Source organism: Maribacter sedimenticola, from assembly GCF_900188415.1.
Taxonomy (GTDB): Bacteria; Bacteroidota; Bacteroidia; order Flavobacteriales; family Flavobacteriaceae; genus Maribacter; species Maribacter sedimenticola.
This window is the reverse complement of sequence record NZ_FZNV01000002.1, coordinates 232,323-251,005: the sequence shown is the minus strand read 5'-3', so window position 1 is coordinate 251,005 and position 18,683 is coordinate 232,323. Positions and strand designations below refer to the sequence as shown.

Annotated in this window: 17 protein-coding genes; 15 read left to right on the top strand and 2 right to left on the bottom strand. The window is 38.6% G+C overall.

The window, feature by feature from the left end; all coding sequences use genetic code 11:
• Nucleotides 1-166 precede the first annotated feature (166 nt).
• The 10 genes from CHB68_RS06105 (at nucleotide 167) to CHB68_RS06060 (ending at nucleotide 11,115) form a co-directional block, all read left to right on the top strand.
• Nucleotides 167-2,563, top strand: a complete 2,397-nt coding sequence (locus tag CHB68_RS06105) for a heavy metal translocating P-type ATPase (protein WP_089259986.1) — start codon at nucleotides 167-169, stop codon at nucleotides 2,561-2,563.
• A 250-nt stretch (nucleotides 2,564-2,813) separates the two neighbouring features.
• The gene (gene ccoS / locus CHB68_RS06100; protein WP_089259985.1) at nucleotides 2,814-2,990 is read left to right on the top strand and encodes a cbb3-type cytochrome oxidase assembly protein CcoS; all 177 of its coding nucleotides are present in this window, start codon (nucleotides 2,814-2,816) and stop codon (nucleotides 2,988-2,990) included.
• Nucleotides 2,991-3,099: 109 nt separating this feature from the next.
• Complete coding sequence (gene ccoN, locus CHB68_RS06095) at nucleotides 3,100-5,304, top strand: cytochrome-c oxidase, cbb3-type subunit I (protein WP_089259984.1); 2,205 nt, start codon at nucleotides 3,100-3,102, stop codon at nucleotides 5,302-5,304.
• Nucleotides 5,305-5,309: 5 nt separating this feature from the next.
• A complete protein-coding gene (locus CHB68_RS06090) occupies nucleotides 5,310-5,501 on the top strand; it encodes a CcoQ/FixQ family Cbb3-type cytochrome c oxidase assembly chaperone (protein WP_089259983.1) in 192 nt (63 codons plus the stop codon).
• Nucleotides 5,498-6,454: a cbb3-type cytochrome c oxidase N-terminal domain-containing protein gene (locus CHB68_RS06085; RefSeq protein WP_089259982.1), complete on the top strand. Its 957-nt coding sequence runs from the start codon at nucleotides 5,498-5,500 to the stop codon at nucleotides 6,452-6,454. Before CHB68_RS06090 ends, CHB68_RS06085 begins: the two co-directional genes overlap by 4 nt.
• A gap of 46 nt (nucleotides 6,455-6,500) precedes the next feature.
• Nucleotides 6,501-7,919: a cytochrome c oxidase accessory protein CcoG gene (gene ccoG / locus CHB68_RS06080; protein WP_089259981.1), complete on the top strand. Its 1,419-nt coding sequence runs from the start codon at nucleotides 6,501-6,503 to the stop codon at nucleotides 7,917-7,919.
• Nucleotides 7,920-7,934: 15 nt separating this feature from the next.
• The gene (locus tag CHB68_RS06075; RefSeq protein WP_089259980.1) at nucleotides 7,935-8,381 is read left to right on the top strand and encodes a FixH family protein; all 447 of its coding nucleotides are present in this window, start codon (nucleotides 7,935-7,937) and stop codon (nucleotides 8,379-8,381) included.
• A gap of 6 nt (nucleotides 8,382-8,387) precedes the next feature.
• Nucleotides 8,388-9,092, top strand: a complete 705-nt coding sequence (locus CHB68_RS06070) for a sulfite exporter TauE/SafE family protein (RefSeq protein ID WP_089259979.1) — start codon at nucleotides 8,388-8,390, stop codon at nucleotides 9,090-9,092.
• Between the two features lie 18 nt (nucleotides 9,093-9,110).
• Nucleotides 9,111-9,599 (top strand): GTP-binding protein, encoded by a 489-nt coding sequence (locus CHB68_RS06065; RefSeq protein ID WP_089259978.1) that lies wholly within the window; start codon nucleotides 9,111-9,113, stop codon nucleotides 9,597-9,599.
• A 64-nt stretch (nucleotides 9,600-9,663) separates the two neighbouring features.
• Entirely contained in the window at nucleotides 9,664-11,115 is a 1,452-nt protein-coding gene (locus tag CHB68_RS06060) for a vanadium-dependent haloperoxidase (RefSeq protein ID WP_089259977.1), read from the top strand.
• Between the two features lie 80 nt (nucleotides 11,116-11,195).
• Here CHB68_RS06060 and CHB68_RS06055 read toward each other — a convergent pair whose 3' ends face one another.
• Together CHB68_RS06055 and hemN are read right to left on the bottom strand one after the other, a co-directional pair.
• Nucleotides 11,196-12,017 carry a universal stress protein gene (locus CHB68_RS06055; protein WP_089259976.1) on the bottom strand — a complete coding sequence of 274 codons (822 nt, stop codon included), beginning with the start codon at nucleotides 12,015-12,017 and terminating at the stop codon, nucleotides 11,196-11,198.
• 44 nt (nucleotides 12,018-12,061) lie between these two features.
• Nucleotides 12,062-13,423 carry an oxygen-independent coproporphyrinogen III oxidase gene (hemN, locus tag CHB68_RS06050; protein ID WP_089259975.1) on the bottom strand — a complete coding sequence of 454 codons (1,362 nt, stop codon included), beginning with the start codon at nucleotides 13,421-13,423 and terminating at the stop codon, nucleotides 12,062-12,064.
• 186 nt (nucleotides 13,424-13,609) lie between these two features.
• Here hemN and CHB68_RS06045 point away from each other — a divergent pair, with 186 nt between their 5' ends.
• The 5 genes from CHB68_RS06045 (at nucleotide 13,610) to CHB68_RS06025 (ending at nucleotide 18,537) form a co-directional block, all read left to right on the top strand.
• A complete protein-coding gene (locus CHB68_RS06045; RefSeq protein WP_089259974.1) occupies nucleotides 13,610-13,999 on the top strand; it encodes a DUF983 domain-containing protein in 390 nt (129 codons plus the stop codon).
• A gap of 7 nt (nucleotides 14,000-14,006) precedes the next feature.
• A complete protein-coding gene (locus CHB68_RS06040) occupies nucleotides 14,007-14,639 on the top strand; it encodes a Crp/Fnr family transcriptional regulator (protein WP_089259973.1) in 633 nt (210 codons plus the stop codon).
• 69 nt (nucleotides 14,640-14,708) lie between these two features.
• Nucleotides 14,709-15,506 carry a sulfite exporter TauE/SafE family protein gene (locus CHB68_RS06035; RefSeq protein ID WP_089259972.1) on the top strand — a complete coding sequence of 266 codons (798 nt, stop codon included), beginning with the start codon at nucleotides 14,709-14,711 and terminating at the stop codon, nucleotides 15,504-15,506.
• Nucleotides 15,507-15,589: 83 nt separating this feature from the next.
• Nucleotides 15,590-17,005, top strand: a complete 1,416-nt coding sequence (locus CHB68_RS06030) for an MBL fold metallo-hydrolase (protein ID WP_089259971.1) — start codon at nucleotides 15,590-15,592, stop codon at nucleotides 17,003-17,005.
• A gap of 122 nt (nucleotides 17,006-17,127) precedes the next feature.
• Nucleotides 17,128-18,537 (top strand): MBL fold metallo-hydrolase, encoded by a 1,410-nt coding sequence (locus CHB68_RS06025; protein WP_089259970.1) that lies wholly within the window; start codon nucleotides 17,128-17,130, stop codon nucleotides 18,535-18,537.
• Nucleotides 18,538-18,683 lie beyond the last annotated feature (146 nt).

The following is an 18,683-nucleotide window of genomic DNA, read 5'->3' as shown; positions in this document are numbered from 1 at the left end:
ACAAAAGCCTTATCCGGTAACCTTTTTCGGCCACACATTTAGAAATATTACTATCAATAAAATCCAAATTATGATGGTTATTTATTGGCTGAAGTTAAAAGCTGACAAATGTCATAGTATTAAAATGTCATCATTTTCATCTTTGATATAAGTTTTAGCAATAACTATGCAGACTACAAATTGTTTTCATTGCGGGGATACATGCACGGGTACGCCAATTACATTTGACGAAAAACCTTTTTGTTGTGCAGGATGTAAAACGGTCTATGAAATCTTTAGCAGTAACGATCTCTCATACTATTACGACCTGCAGGAGGCTGCGGGTACAACACCTAAAGCTATAGAAGGTAAATATGATTTCCTTGATAACGAAGAAATCATATCTAGGTTAACGGAGTTTAATGATGGTGCCGTACAGATCGTAAACCTTTACATCCCTACCATTCATTGTAGCTCCTGTATCTGGATATTGGAGAATTTAAACAAGCTAAACCCACAGGTAACCAATTCTCAAGTAGATTTTCCACAAAAAACTATTCGGGTTACGTACAAGCAGGAAGGCATTAGTTTAAAGGAACTGGTATTGCTATTGGCAAAAATTGGCTATGAACCTTACATATCCTTAGAGGATTTTGAGGGCAGTAAAAAAACAACGGATAAAAGTCTGCTCTATAAGCTGGGCGTAGCCGGATTTGCATTTGGGAATGTCATGTTCCTATCCTTTCCGGAATATTTTGACCTAGGCTCTAGCGCCGCTTCTGGGGGAGAATACTGGCTGAACAAATATCAAGATGTATTCCGTTGGCTCATGTTTGTTTTCTCGTTACCAGTGGTTTTCTATGCCGCAAGTGATTATTTTGTATCCGCCTTTAAAGGCTTACGTGCCAAAATCTTAAATATTGATGTACCCATTGCCCTTGGCATCGTAGTTCTTTTTCTTAGAAGCACGTTTGATATAACCTTTAACCTTGGCAGCGGATTTTTTGACTCGCTTACCGGGTTGGTATTCTTTCTCCTACTTGGTAAATTCTTCCAACAGCGCACCTATAGCTTTTTGTCCTTTGAGCGAGATTACAAATCTTATTTTCCCATAGCCATAACTCGCCTAACCCCTAATGGAAAGGAAGAAACGGTACCCGTACAGGAAATTGCCAAAGGTGATAGAATTTTAATCAGAAATGAAGAAATGATTCCGGTCGACGGCAAGCTTACCTATGGCAATGCGCAAATAGATTACAGTTTTGTTTCAGGAGAGTCAGAACCGGTATCAAAAAAAATTGGAGAACAAATTTTTGCAGGCGGAAAACAATTGAGCGGGGTCATAGAAATGATTGCCTCCAAATCCGTTTCCCAAAGCTATTTAACCCAGCTATGGGGCAATGCAGTCTTTAAAACGGATAAGGCTACCGCATTCCAAAACCTTACGGACAGTATTGGCAAACGATTTACCATTGGGGTACTATCCATTGCTTTTTTAGCCACGGCATTCTGGCTTTTTTATGACCCCGGTAAAGCCTTGAACGTATTTACCGCGGTATTGATCATTGCATGTCCTTGCGCAATAGCATTGGCCTCTCCTTTTACACTTGGCAACATGCTCCGTATTTTTGGGAAGAAAAAATTCTATATAAAAAATACGCAGACCATTGAACAATTGGCCAAGATAGATACTGCAATATTTGATAAAACAGGGACGATTACGACCACACAAAAAAGTACGGCGCACTATGAGGGTATGCCTTTAACACCTGATGAGGAATCTATATTGAAAAATACCATTAGGGCCTCTAACCATCCTTTAAGCAGATCTTTATATGACCTTCTTAAAGAACAGGATATCATAACGTTAGATGAATACGAAGAACATATTGGTAATGGGCTAAAGAGCTCAAAAGACGATATTAAAATGAAAATTGGTTCAGCAAATTTTGTGGGTAAGTTTACTACTGAAAATTTAATGGATACCTCAATTTATATCAGCTCCAACAATGCGTATAAAGGGCGCTACGTTTTTCATAATCAGTATCGCGAAGGGTTGTCCTCCGTTTTCAAGAACATGTCAGAAACATTGAATCTAGCAATCCTGTCAGGTGATAATGAGGGTGAAAAAGAACGCCTAGAGGCACTACTTCCTAAACTGACCCCGTTGTATTTTAACCAAAAACCGGAAACAAAACTTAATTTCATCAAAACTTTACAGGATCAAGGAAAAAAAGTGTTGATGGTTGGTGATGGACTAAATGATGCCGGTGCCTTAGCCCAAAGTAATGTAGGCATTGCCATATCAGAAAACATCAATGTATTCTCCCCCGCATGTGATGCAATTTTAGATGCTTCCAAATTTCAACAGTTATATCAATATATCCTAGCATCCAGAAAGTCAATACAAATAATTAAAATGAGTTTTGTACTATCCTTGCTCTATAATTGTATAGGCCTCTACTTTGCCGTCACCGGGCAATTAGAGCCAGTTATTGCAGCAATCTTAATGCCGCTAAGCTCTATAAGTATAGTTGTGTTTACGACGATAATGACCAATCTTTTAGGAAGAAAACTTTCTTAAAATTGAACACTAACCCAATTGGGGTATTCAATTTATTTTTAATAAAAAATCAATTCTTCACTCCTTTAGTTTTTAACTAATCTGAATTTTTACATTACCCTAAATTATTGATTTAAAGCAATATAACAACACGTGGTTTATATTTTTCAAACCCGAAAATACGGTTGTACACGGAAAATAATAAAGTATGACAAATGTCATTTTCTAAGGGCTTTTCCACTCCTAATTTTACAGCATAATTCAATTAGGTATGAGTGTAATTTATGTGTTATTGACGATTAGCCTGGTAGTGGCAATCATCTTTTTTATCGCTTTTATCATTTCGGTCAGGCACGGCCAATACGATGACTCTTACACCCCTTCTGTTCGCATGCTTTTTGAGGACGAACTGGTTAAACCTAAAAAAAGTAAAGTAAAGAGTAAATGATTAAACGTGTAGGACATTTGCAAATTAACAAGAGTCTGTTCTCTAATTTCTTTTCTCTCTGTTCTCCATTCAATAAAAATAAAATCCAACTAAATAAACAAGTATAATTATGGAAGTACAGCAGTTTTATTACGATAACAAAATCGTGAAAAATTTCCTTTATGCAACCATGTTCTGGGGTATTGTGGGTATGTCTGTAGGCTTATTATTGGCCTTCATGTTCATGTTTCCAAATTTAACCGACGGTATATCATGGTTAAGTTTTGGTCGTTTACGCCCGCTGCATACCAACGCGGTAATCTTTGCATTTGTAGGAAATGCCATTTACGCGGGAGTCTACTACTCTACACAACGATTGTTAAAAGCCCGTATGTACAGTGATTTTCTCAGCAAATTTAATTTCTGGGGATGGCAATTGATCATTGTAGCCGCCGCTATTACCCTTCCGTTGGGTTATACTAGTTCTAAGGAATATGCAGAGCTGGAATGGCCCATAGATATAGCCATTGCATTGGTATGGGTAGCTTTTGGTATTAACCTTATAGGCACCATGATCAAAAGAAGACAGCGCCACCTGTATGTGGCCATATGGTTTTACTTGGCAACATTTGTTACTGTAGCAGTACTACATATTTTCAATAGTTTAGAATTACCTGTAACGGCACTAAAAAGTTATTCCGTATACGCTGGGGTACAAGATGCTTTGGTACAATGGTGGTATGGGCATAATGCCGTGGCATTTTTCCTTACTACTCCCTTTTTAGGGCTTATGTACTATTTTGTTCCCAAAGCTGCGAACAGACCGGTGTATTCATACAGACTGTCCATTGTACATTTCTGGTCATTGATTTTTATTTATATCTGGGCCGGTCCTCACCACTTATTATATTCCGCTCTACCAGATTGGGCCCAAAACCTAGGAGTAGCTTTTTCGGTCATGCTTTTGGCTCCATCATGGGGCGGTATGATCAACGGATTGTTAACCTTACGTGGTGCTTGGGACAAAGTGCGTACCGATCCGGTCCTAAAGTTTATGGTTGTCGCAATTACCGGTTACGGTATGGCCACTTTTGAAGGTCCTATGCTATCCCTTAAAAATGTAAATGCCATTGCCCACTTCAGTGATTGGATTATTGCCCATGTTCATGTAGGTGCCTTGGCTTGGAACGGTTTCTTGACCTTTGGTATGATCTATTGGTTGGTTCCAAAAATGACCAAGAAGAAATTATTCTCTACCCCATTGGCCAACTTCCACTTCTGGATCGGTACACTTGGTATTATACTTTATGCCTTACCAATGTACGTTGCCGGATTTACACAGGCCCTAATGTGGAAAGATTTTAATCCTGATGGCACTTTAGTGTATGGAAACTTCTTGGAAACCGTAAACGAAATTATGCCTATGTATTGGATGCGTGCCATTGGTGGCAGTCTTTATATAGTTGGTGCAATCGTAATGGTTTACAATGTAGTACGAACCATTAAAGCCGGTAGTGTCATAGAAGACGAATTGGCAGAAGCTGCTGCCCTTACAAAGGTTTCAAAAAGAAGAACGGCCGGTGAAACATTCCATACTTGGTTAGAGCGTAAACCAATTCAATTGACCATTTTGGCTACTATTGCCATATTGATCGGTGGTATCATACAGATTGTACCTACCATATTGGTGAAGTCCAATATACCGACCATTACCAGTGTAAAACCTTATACACCCTTAGAATTGGAAGGTCGTGACCTATATATTAGAGAGGGCTGTGTAAGTTGCCATTCACAAATGGTTCGTCCTTTTAGAAGTGAGGTTGAACGTTATGGCGAATATGCCAAAGCCGGTGAATTTGTTTATGACCATCCTTTCTTATGGGGAAGTAAGCGTACAGGACCAGATTTATTAAGGGTTGGTGGTAAATATTCCGATAACTGGCACTTGAACCACATGTATGACCCACAAAGTACATCATCTGGCTCCATTATGCCTGCATATGCGTGGTTGGTACGTAATAAGCATGATAGAAGCGATATTCAAGCAAAAATGGAAGCTATGGTTACTCTTGGTGTTCCTTATACAGAAGAAGACATTGCAAACGCCAATGCCATGATGGATGCACAAGCGGAAAAAATAGAACAAAACCTATATAGTGATCCTGACTTTGCAAGAACCTATGAGGCCGATAAAAAATATGCGGCAGAAAACGGTGAGGAATTTACAGAAATGAGAGACCGTGAAATTGTATCCTTAATAGCCTACCTACAACGATTGGGTACGGATATTAAAATTAAGGAAACTGGCGAATTATTATCTGATAACGAAAACTAAAAAACATGTTCAAATTTGTAAAAGGTTACATGGAAACCATAGATGGTGTAGCAACCTACCCCATGATATCATTGCTCATATTCTTTGTTTTTTTCACCCTCTTGTTTTGGTGGGTAATAACAGCCTCTAAATCATATATCAAAGAAGTTAGCGAATTACCCTTAGAAGAAGATAACCAACAAAATAAAGACCTATGAAAAATAATACAGCTTGGTGGTTTAGAATAACAGTGGCCTTTTTTATGGTCGTTGTACTTATGGAGATTTATATAGAAAGTGGCGATAAACCGGCTTTCATTGCCTACCCTACTATGATGTTCGGCTTTATGGCCTTGATTTTACTGTTACTATTGGCCATTGCATTTATTGTTCAGGCTATAGAAAACGTATTGTTCAACACCTTGGATGAAGAAGCCAAACTACGGTATCTGGCAGAAAAAAATAAAAAATGGGAATGGACATGGGGCAAAAAGATGTATGCCAAAATGTTGGGCAGCAAGCCTATAGAGTCTGAAGAGGAAATTATACTTGACCATAATTATGACGGTATACGAGAACTGGACAATAACTTACCACCTTGGTGGGTATACCTGTTCTATGCATCAATAGTATTTGGTGTGGTTTACCTATTGCGTTTTCATGTCTTTAACGATTACGACCAAAAATTGGAATACGAGCAAGAAGTTGCAGCAGCCCAATTGGAAATTGAAGAATACAAAAAAACGGCTAAAGGCCTTGTAGACGCCAGCACGGTAGAACTATTGACCGATGCCGGCGACCTTAATGCCGGTAAAGGCATATTTGAAAGTAATTGCGTGGCCTGCCATATGGCAGATGGTGGCGGTGGTATAGGTCCTAACCTGACCGATCAGAATTGGATTCTTGGCGGAGGCATTAAAAATGTGTTCAACACCATTTCCGAAGGTGGACGTGATGGTAAGGGTATGATCGCTTGGAAACAAAATCTAAAACCAGCAGAGATAGCCCAGGTTGCAAGTTATGTACTGAGTTTTCAAGGCACTACACCTGCAAACCCTAAAGCACCGGAAGGAGATATATGGGCAGATCCCAATGCTCCGGCCCAGAAAGCTCCGGTAGAAACTGATGTACCTGAAATCGCAATAGACTCGGCATCGGTTACTATGAACTAATATTGATGGAGGGCCATACCTCCCAAATGCAGTAAAGAAAAATAGTATGTCACAAGATCAAGATCATTTCAGGGATTCTATAGGCACCATAAAGGAAGATGGTAAACGGGCTTGGGTATTTCCAAAAAAACCCAGCGGCAAGTTTTACCAGTACCGTAAATATGTTAGCTATGGACTCCTTGCATTCTTGATCTTGTCCCCTTTTATCAAAATTAACGGCAACCAATTTTTAATGTTCAATGTCCTGGAAAGACGTTTTAATATTTTTGGTTTTCCATTTTATCCTCAAGATTTTCACCTATTTGTAATCTCCATGATCATTGGGGTGGTCTTCATTGCATTGTTTACCGTTGCATTTGGCCGTATTTTTTGTGGATGGATGTGTCCACAGACCATATTTATGGAAATGGTCTTTCGTAGAATTGAATATTGGATAGATGGTGACCGTGGTGCCCAAATGCGATTGGACAGACAGGAATGGAACGCTGAAAAAATTAGAAAAAGAGTGATTAAATGGAGCATCTTTTTTATCATATCCTTTATTATTGCGAATGTGTTTCTTGCTTATCTGATTGGTAGTGACCGATTGATACAATACATTACTGACGGACCGGCACAGCATATAAGCACAATGATCTCTTTGTTGATTTTCACGGCCGTGTTTTATTTTGTCTTTGCTTGGTTTAGGGAACAAGTTTGCATCATTGCCTGTCCTTATGGACGTATGCAAGGAGTACTATTGGACAACAAATCAATTGTTGTTGCCTATGACCACAAACGTGGTGAGGCTGAAAATGGAAGAAAAAAATGGCGTAAGAACGAAGACCGTGAAGCACTTGGCCATGGTGATTGCATAGACTGTTTTCAATGTGTAAACGTTTGTCCAACGGGAATAGACATCAGAAACGGAACTCAGTTGGAATGTGTTAATTGTACGGCATGTATTGATGAATGCGATACCATCATGGAAAAAGTAAACCTACCAAAAGGTTTGATCCGTTATGCCAGTGAAGATGAAATTACCAAAAAGGAGAAATTTAAGTTTACGCCACGTTTAAAAGGGTATACCGCCGTACTGATTATATTGACAGGGGTACTAATAGGTATGATGTTCCTGAGAAACGACCTTGAAGCAAATATTCTAAGGCTACCAGGGCAACTGTACGAACATAAAGAAGGAAACATCATCAGTAATGTGTATACCTACAAATTGCTGAACAAAACCACTAAAACGGTTGAGGACGTTCATTTTAAATTAATATCTCCAAAAGGTGAAATTAAACTGGTACGCCATGAAAATTTTGACGTACAACCAGAAGCCTTGGCAGAAGGTACGTTGTTTATAGAGATAAATGCAGCGGTCTTAAGCGGCGATAAGAACAACCTTAAGATAGGGGTTTACAGTAAGGATAAATTAATAGAGACCACTACAGCGCGCTTTTTGGCACCACGCAGTTATAAATAGCAAAATAAAATCACCATGAAAATTAATTGGGGTACCGGTATTGTTATAGCCATAATAGGTTTCATAAGTTTTATCATGTTCTTCGTTGTCAAAATGACCACGAGCCATGACGCCAACCATGATTTGGTTACCGAGGACTATTATAAGGCAGAATTAGGCTATCAAAAAGAAATAGATGCGGAACAAAACGCAAAGGACGAAATAGAACCGCTACAGGTAACGAATGTAAAGGAAGGCCTTTTGATCGTTTTCCCAAACCATTATGACGTATCTGCGGTATCAGGAAATGTGTCCCTTTATAGACCATCTAATAAGCACTTGGATTTTGACTTACCCATTGCCTTGACAAACTCAAAATTCCTCATACCTAATGAACGCTTGTTGGATGGTCGTTGGGACATTAAAATAGCATGGAGCTATCAAGGAAAGGAATTTTTGTTTAAAAAAAGTATAACCCATTAATAAAAAATGATTCTGTCTGCCCTCATATTAGGATTTATGGGAAGTTTGCATTGTGTAGGAATGTGCGGACCCATTGCCTTTTTGCTTCCGGTAGATAGGACAAACCCTTATAAAAAATTTGGACAAATATTCATCTATCATATAGGACGTTTATTGGCATACGGCATTATTGGATTATTATTTGGTTTATTGGGAAAGGGCTTATCCGTTTTTGGATTACAACAAAAACTTTCCATTGCCATTGGTATCCTCATGATCTTCATCGTATTAATTCCATATCAAACCTTTAACAAGTATAATTTTTCCAAACCTATTTTTAAATTGGTATCAAAGGTAAAGAGTAGATTGGGCAAAGAGCTCCAAAAAAAATCTCCCGATACCTTCTTGACCATAGGATTCCTAAATGGATTTCTACCTTGCGGTCTGGTTTATATGGCCCTTTTTGCTTCTATTGCAATGGGTAGTTCAATACAAGGCGGACTATATATGCTCCTATTTGGCGTAGGTACCATACCACTAATGACTACCGCAATTTATTTTAGCAGTCTGTTAAAGGGCGGTATTAAACAGAAAATTCAAAAGACCATACCTGTATTTGTAGTTGCCATTGGTATTCTATTTATACTAAGGGGTTTAGGCTTGGGTATTCCATATATCTCTCCCGCTCCTGCTACGAATATGGTTAGCAGCTCCATAGAATGTCATAACTAATTTCCAATATTCCAAACCATGAAACCTTTACCAAATGATATTGTACTTAGGCCAAGGTTTCAGCTTACATTGGTTCAGGATAAGGAAACCATATTGACCCATTTTCAACATGCTATGGACCACCCTTTTGTAATTAAGCGATTGGATGAACATGTCTTTATAAAATTCAATAACCTCAACAATCACTTTTGGTCGCCACAATTGCATTTAGAAATTGTAGATGAGGATAATACTTGTAAACTATATGGAGTTTTTGGCCCCAACCCTACTTTATGGACCTTTTTTATGTTCATCCATTTTGTCATTGCCATACTATTTATTGTGGTGGGGATTTGGGCCTATTCAAGTGCTTCCCTTGGCAAAAACTACCATATACAATTAGGAGGCATGGTCATACTTATACTTTTATGGACGGTACTTTATTTCCTTGGCAGGGCAGGAAAAAAAAAGGGAAAACCACAAATGTTACAATTATATAATTTTATGATGAATGTTCTTACAGAATGAATTTAAAATCTTTAACTCACTTTAGTATATTTGATTCTTGTTCAATAGTCTAATAACCAAACTAATGAAGCGTATTTTTATTTTTTTACTGACCCTATTTTCTCTGCAAGTGCATATGACCGCACAGCAACAGAACATTGAACCAACGGGTACCGAAAACATTGCCTATAAATGGGGCAAAATGGCATTGGACGCCACTGCATCCGATACCGAAAAATTTAAGCCAAGGCCAACCATCACATCCAGATATTTAGGTTTGATATTTACCACAATTTTCGATGCATGGTCCAGGTATGACCAAAACGCTATTCCGGTATATTTAAAAAATGTGGAAAGAAGACCTTTGGCAGAGCATTCCCTTTCCAATAAGGAAATAGCCATTAGCTATGCCGCATTTGGCGCCATGAAGGAATACTATTATTCCGATACCGATATGCTCCGAAAATTTATGATAAATCTAGGCCTGGATCCGGATAACGAATCTTTGGACCCCTCTACTCCGGAGGGCATAGGTAATCTTGCAGCAAGGGCTACTATTGAAGCCAGAAAAAATGATGGAAGCAATCAATATGGTGAAGTATCAGGTTCCAATGGCAAACCCTATTTTGATTATACTAATTATAGTCCTGTAAATACCGCAGATGAAAGTACGGATATCAACCGTTGGCAACCCAAATATTTTTCAGATGGCAAAGGAGGGCAATTTGCACCTGGTTGCCTAACCCCATATTGGCAAAAGGTTACCCCTATCACCCTTACCTCAGCCGATCAATTTAGACCTGGACCGCCACCAATGGTGGGCTCGGAACAATTAAAACTTGAGGTTAAAGAAGTGGTTGACCTGCAGGCAAACCTAACCGATGAGGATAAGGCCTTGGTTGAATTTATGCGAGATGGACCACAATCTGTTCAACAGGCAGGTCACTGGCTAAAATTTGCGCAAGATGTTTCTAGAAGGGACAACCATACCCTAGATGAAGATGTGAAAATGTATTTTCTAACCGAAATTACAGCCATGGATGCATTTATAGCCTCTTGGGACTCTAAAATGTTCTATGATTTTGCAAGACCTTATGCGTTGGTTCATGAATATTATAAGGATAAGACCATTAAAGCATGGGGCGGACCCGGAAAAGGTATCGTAGAAATGAAAGGTCAGGAATGGAGACCGTATTCCCCAGATGTTTTTCTATGCCCTCCTTTTCCCAGCTATACCTCTGGCCATAGTACCATTAGTGGGGGTTGTGCAGAAGTATTACGGCTCTTTACCGGGGATGACAATTTTGGTGTATCTGTTGAATTGGTACCAGGAACCTTAACGGAATTAGATGCCAAATACTATGGAAAACCGGTTACCATAACTTTCCCGACCTTTACAGAAGCAGCCAATATGGCCGGTATTTCTAGGGTTATGGGAGGCTACCATATTCAAGCGGATAATATTGCCGGATTACAATTGGGAAGAGATGTAGCGCACCAAGCTTGGAAGTTCTACAACAAACACCTAGGTAACTAAAATTTTACAGGAAATACATTAAATAAATAAACCCAAGGCATATGCCTTGGATTTATTTTTGTTTATAGATGTGGTTAGAGCTATATCTTAAATGTAATTACAGGAATCCTGGCATGGTTAACAACATCCTCACCTATGCTTCCATTAAAAAAATGCGATATGCCTTTACGACCGTGGGTAGGTATGGCTATAGCATCTGCTAAAATTGTGTTCCCATAATTAATAATACCCTGCTCTACGCTATAATCATTATATACTTCAACTTGGTCCGCTGCGTTTGCCTTGGTCAAAAATTTATTGATTTTCTGGTAAGCATCCCTATTGCTCATAAAATTATCGTTGGGGGTATTGATATAAACGACTTCCATAGATGCTTTGAACAATTCTGCAAATTCCCTTGCTTTTTGAAAAGCCAGTAAACTATCGTCATTAAAATCACAGGCAAAAACAAATCTTTCAATAGTAAAATCTGTTATTTCCCCTTTAATGACCAAAACGGGTACGGTAGCATTACGTACTACCCGCTCGGCATTGCTACCAATAAAAATTTCCTCAAAACCATTTGTGCCGTTAGATCCCATGACGATTAAATCTGCACTATGGTCTTCGGCAATTGAATCCAATTCACTATACACCTTATAATGTTTAATGATGGGAGTTACCGTTAGTCCTTCCAGATAAGGCTTGGACAAAAATTCCTTCAAATTCTTTTCTGCCAGTTTTACTAGGAATACGGTCTGTTCCGCATACACCCCATCTGGTGAGGTAAGCAAAGCTTGATTAAGCTCCAACATATGAACCACCAACAGCTCCCCGCTGAATTTTTTAGCCAAGTCCGCCGCAGCCTTAAGGGCATGATTGGATTGTTCCGAAAAATCTGTAAGTACAATAATCTTTTTCATGATTTTGTTATTTGAAGTTCATTTTATGTTATCTAAGTTACTTCTTAAACGGTCATTGAAAACAACTTTGTTTCCGGTGCTTTCTTTTGCAATGGTAAATCAAATGCCATACAAACATTCCGCACAAAAGGTCTTCCCTTTTCGGTTATCTTTAAGTTACCTTCCGTAATTTCAACTATACCGTCTTCCGCTAGCTCACTCAATCTTTCCAATATACTGTCCATTTGGGGCAAGTGTAATTTAAAAGCGCTCCAAGAAGTCTTGAACTGGCACATTAAATTTAAGATATGTCTACGTATAATTTGGTCTTCTTCAGTTAAAATATGACCCCTATACAAGGGTATAATATTGTTGTTCACCAAATTTTGATATTCTTCAACATTCTTAACGTTCTGCGCAAATCCGTACCAACTATCACTAATACTGGATGCACCCAAACCAATCATTAAATGGGTATTGGAGCTGGTATACCCCATAAAATTCCTGTGCAAGCTGCCCGTTACCATAGCCTGGTACAATGCATCTGTCTCCAATGCAAAGTGATCCATACCTATTTCTTGATACCCACTGGTCTGCAACATTTTTTTACCCATTTCATACTGGGCCCTTTTTTCATCGCCCGCCGGGAGATCTGCATCATTATATCCCCGTTGACCATTACCCGCCAACCAAGGCACATGGGCATAACTGTAAAAAGCGATCCTATCTGGTTTTAATTCCTTGGTTCTTTCAATAGTGTGTACCACATGTTCCAATTTTTGATGTGGCAATCCAAAGATGATATCATGGCTCACGGACTCATACCCTATTTCCCTGGACCATTGGGTAACGTTACGTACATTTTCAAAAGGTTGTATCCTATTAATTGCTTTTTGTACGGTTTCATTGTAATCCTGTACCCCAAAACTGACCCTTCTAAATCCTACATCGTATAATGCCTGTAAATGTTCCTTGGTGGTATTGTTGGGATGACCTTCAAAACTAAAGGAGGCATCTGTAGCCTTGTTCGCTATCCTTAGAATTCCCTCTATGAGAAATTTTAAGTTTTCTGGTGAAAAGAAGGTTGGTGTACCACCACCCAAATGAAGTTCTTTGATTATTGGCCTATCATCGAACAACGCTGTATAAAGTCGCCATTCCTTAATAACGGATTTAAGATAGGGTAATTCCACATCATGCCTCTTGGTTATACGTTTATGACAACCACAGAAGGTACACATGCTTTCACAAAAAGGCAGATGGATATAAAGGCTTATACCCGTAGTTGAATTGCTCGCATGAAAGCTTTTTTTGACCGTTTCTTCCCATTTTTTACCGGAAAATGTAGAAATATCCCAAAATGGTACGGTTGGGTAACTGGTATACCTAGGGCCTGGTACATTATATTTTTGAACAAGCGAACACATAGTATTTGATTTTACTACAAACTTATGTACCCATCCTAAAAAATAATATGACTTTTATCAGTTTCATATTGGGTACTGGCCGTTAATTTTGATTTTTTGGGATATCAACTTAACCAAGGCCTTGTGTAACCATTGTTACGTTATCAAAAAGTGCAATCCAATAACTTTGCTCTAAATTTTAATCATATGCTATTAAAGGGTACCAAACTATATAGTATACTTTTTATTAAGTGTCCTAGATGTCATAAAGGGGAATTTTTAGAAGCCAATCCCTATAAATTAAGTAACTTCAACAAGGTGAAAAAACACTGTCCCAAGTGCGATTTAAAGTATAGCATAGAACCCAGTTTCTATACGGGGTCCATGTATGTCTCGTATGCTGTTGGTATTGCCGTAGCGGTTGCAGTTTACATGCTGACCTTACTTTTTGGCCTACAGACAAGCATAGGTACATTGTTTACGTTGATTGTTGTTGCCTTGGTATTGGCAATGCCATGGATTGCCGCAGTCTCTAAGATTATTTGGGCCAATTTCTTTTTTAAATTTGACAAGAAAATAGCACAGAACGTTAACTAAAATTGATATGATACAGGATTTAAAAGAACAGTACGGAACTATTTTTGAAAATGAACTAATCAATGAAATTGTTCAGGTAGGTACTTTTAAAGAGGTCCCCGAAGGTTTTAAATTAATTGAAATAGGTGATTATTTAAGGGGTATGCCCCTTCTCATATCTGGAGCTATTAAGATTTTAAGGGAGGATGAGGATGGGGATGAGTTATTGCTATACTATCTTGAAAAGGGAGACACCTGCTCCATGACCATGGCATGCTGCATAAACGATGCAAAAAGTGAAATAAGGGCCATTGCCGAAACCAATGCAAAGTTGATAATGGTGCCCATTCAAAAAATGGAGGAATGGACGGCCAAATACAAATCATGGCGCAACTTCGTATTCAATAGTTACCACGAAAGATTGAACGAGCTTTTGAGTACTTTGGATAGCATCGCTTTTCAAAAAATGGACGAACGCTTGGTAGGCTACTTAAAGGAGAAGGCCAGGGTTACCAAAGATGATATCATACATAACACGCATCAGGAAATTGCTTACGACCTACACAGCTCTAGGGTGGTGATCTCTAGACTATTAAAAAAATTAGAGGAAATGGGCAAAATAAAACTTCATAGAAATTATTTGGAAATAATTCAATTATAGTGCCTCTGTAACCATTGTTACTGCCAAGGACAGGCACCCGCAATACTTTTGTGGTATTAAAAAAATATCATGGAAATATTGCACATTATTGGATACTTCAGCGCCTTGGTCATTGGCATTTCATTAGGACTCATTGGCGGTGGCGGTTCTATTTTGGCCGTACCTGTTCTGGCCTATCTGTTTACCATCAATGAAAAAGCTGCCACGGCCTACTCTCTATTTACTGTAGGGGCCAGTGCGCTTGTTGGAGGCTGGCAACAACATTTAAAAGGGTATGTAGATTGGCGTACCGCCATAGTTTTTGGCATACCTGCCATTATTGGTGTTACTATGGTAAGACATTATGTAGTTCCAGCAATGCCAGATGTCCTCTTTGAAATTGAACAATTACAATTTACCCGGAGAATGGCCATGTTCGGCCTATTTGCACTTTTAATGATTCCTGCGGCATACTCCATGCTTAAAAAGGAAAAAGTTATAACAACTAAAGGTGATGTTGCCTATAATTATCCGTTAATTCTTCTAGAAGGATTATTGGTTGGCGGTATTACAGGACTGATCGGTGCTGGTGGCGGTTTCTTGATCATACCCGCATTGGTCATTTTGGCAAATGTAGAAATGAAAGTCGCCGTAGGAACCTCATTGGTCATTATTGCCATAAAATCTTTGCTTGGTTTTCTTTTGGGCGATGCTATGACAATGCTCATAGATTGGAGTTTTCTCTTCCTCTTTACCGGCCTTTCGCTCATAGGCATCTTTATTGGTAGCTACCTTGGCACTTTCATTGACGGCAATAAGTTAAAGAAAGGTTTTGGTTATTTCATTCTTGTTATGGCGGCCTTTATTTTCTACATGGAATTTTTTTAAAATAAAATTCCTTATGTGACCAATGTCACTGTACAACATGTTTTCTTCAAGTAATTTTAGGTATTAATCAATACAATTATATCATGAAAGTAGAACAAATTTATACCGGATGTTTGGCACACGCTGCCTATTATATAGAAAGTAAGGGTGTAGCCGCAGTTTTTGACCCATTGCGCGAAGTTCAGCCTTATTTGGAACGTGCCAAAAAAGATAATGCAAAAATCAAATATGTCTTTGAAACACATTTTCATGCAGATTTTGTCAGCGGACATTTAGACCTACAGAAAAAAGCAGGAGCTGAAATCGTATTTGGCCCCGGAGCTAAACCGGCATACAAGGCAACAACGGCAAGGGACAATCAGATATTTGAAGTTGGCGATTATAAGGTGAAGGTTATCCATACCCCTGGCCATACCATGGAGAGTACCACGTATCTTTTAATTGATGAAAATGGTAAAGAACATGGATTGATAACGGGAGATACCCTGTTTATTGGTGATGTAGGTAGACCAGATTTAGCACAGCATGTAGTGGCCGATCTTACCGAAGAAAAATTAGCGGCACATTTGTACGATTCGTTAAGGAATAGAATCATGCCCTTAAATGATGATTTGATCGTTTACCCTAATCACGGGGCGGGCTCCGCTTGCGGTAAAATGATGAGCAAGGAAACAACGGATACTTTAGGTCATCAAAAGAAGGTCAACTATGCCCTAAGACCAGACATGACCAAGGAAGAGTTCATTAAAGAATTGTTGACCGGTTTAACCACACCTCCGGGGTATTTCCCCAAAAATGTTATTATGAACATACAGGGGTATGAAAGTCTAGATCAAATTATGGATCGGGCAACTACGCCATATTCTCCAGAAGCTTTTGAAACCGTAGCCAATGAAACAGGTGCATTGGTACTGGATACCCGAAATGCGGAAGATTTTGCAAAAGGCTTTATTCCAAACAGTATCAACATAGGACTGGATGGTAGTTTTGCCCAATGGGTAGGTGAAATGATTCCTGATATAAAACAGGAAATTCTCTTGGTAACCTATAAGGACAAGGAGGAGGAAGCTATTACTAGACTGTCCAGGGTTGGATATGACAATACGGTAGGATTCTTAAAAGGTGGATTTGATTCCTGGAAAGGCGCAAATAAGGCATATGAAACTAGTGATCGAATAGACGCTACCACATTGGAAAATTTAATTGCTACCAAAAAGCCTTTAGTTATCGATGTAAGAAAAAAGAGCGAATATGATTCTGAACATGTTATTGGGGCTATCAATGTTCCTTTAAACGAAATAAACCAGCACCTTGCTCAATTTCCAAAGGACCAACCTTTTGTCCTACATTGTGCGGGTGGTTACAGGAGCATGATCGCCGCATCTATTTTAAAACAAAGGGGATGGCAGGATTTTACCGATGTCAAAGGTGGATTTGACGCTATTTCCAAAACTTCTATTCCTGTATCTGATTACGTCTGCCCCACAACACTATTATAATTTAAACCAAAGAGAGCCTTGTAAGTACAGGGCTCTTTTTTTTGCCCCTACCCTATGTAACTTTAGTTACTGTGCATGATTGGCCCAACCAGTAATTTTGACCATAATTAAATCATTGAATAATGAAAGTAGAACAAATTTATACAGGTTGTTTGGCGCAAGGTGCTTATTACATTGAAAGCAATGGAGAAGTTGCCATAATTGACCCATTAAGGGAAGTACAACCTTACATAAACAAAGCAAGGGCCAATAACGCTACCATAAAATATATTTTTGAAACCCATTTTCATGCAGATTTTGTTAGTGGTCATGTAACCTTGGCCAAAGAAACTGGTGCTGATATTATATACGGACCAAAAGCAAATCCGTCTTTTGAAGCTATAATAGCAAAAGATAATCAAGAGTTTAAATTAGGTGATATTACCATTATTGCATTACATACTCCAGGGCATACAATGGAAAGTACCACATATTTACTAAGAGATGCCAATGGTAAAGACTATGCTATATTTAGCGGAGACACTTTATTTTTAGGTGATGTGGGCAGACCTGATCTTGCTCAGAAAATGGGCGAATTGACAGAGCGTGACCTAGCCGGATTCTTATTTGACAGTCTACGTGAAAAAATTATGCCTTTAGAAGATGACGTCATCGTCTATCCCGCTCATGGTGCCGGTTCTGCATGTGGTAAGAATATGATGAAAGAAACAGTAGATACCTTGGGCAACCAAAAGAAAATGAATTACGCTTTACGTTCAGATATGACCAAAGAAGAGTTTATTGATGAAGTGATCGATGGTTTACTACCACCACCTCAATATTTTCCTTTAAACGTAAAATTGAACAAAGAAGGTTATGAAGATATAAAAGAAGTCTTGGAACGTGGTACAAGAGCTCTTTCCCCAAAGGCTTTTGAAGCTGCTGCAAATGAAACAGGTGCCATTGTATTAGATGTGCGAAACCAAGATGATTTTGCGGCTGGTCATATACCACGTTCTATTTTTATTGGTCTTGATGGTAGCTTTGCTCCTTGGGTAGGTGCTTTAATAGCCGATGTTAAACAGCCTATTTTATTGGTTACCCCTGTTGGTTTGGAAGAAGAGGCAGTGACTAGACTTTCTAGAGTTGGTTTTGATGGTACTTTAGGGTATTTAGAAGGAGGTTTTGATGCTTGGAAAAAGGCAGCAATGGAATATGATACCGTTAGCCAAGTTGATGCCAACAAGCTTAAAGAAGTTCTTGAAACTGAAAAAGCACCTGTATTTGATGTGCGTAAAGAATCTGAATTTCTATCTGAACATATCCTAGATGCAAAAAATACTCAGTTAGATTTCCTAAATGATCATTTAGCAGAATTTCCAGAAAAGAAACAGTTTTATGTACACTGTGCCGGTGGTTACAGAAGTATGATTGCGGCATCTATTTTAAAAAGTAGAGGTATTCATAATCTAATAGATGTAAAAGGAGGATTCAAATCAATAAAAGAAGCAGGAATACCTGTATCAGATTTTATCTGCCCTACTACACTATAGTCCAAATTATTATTGGACACGATATTTTATTATGTTAAAACTTGATTTAGTTTTTTATGCTGTTTAACGGCAGTTTGGTTGATGTTAGGAGGGGTACTTTTTATACTAAAGTACCCCTCCTTTTTTTTCTGATTTATTTATGCTAT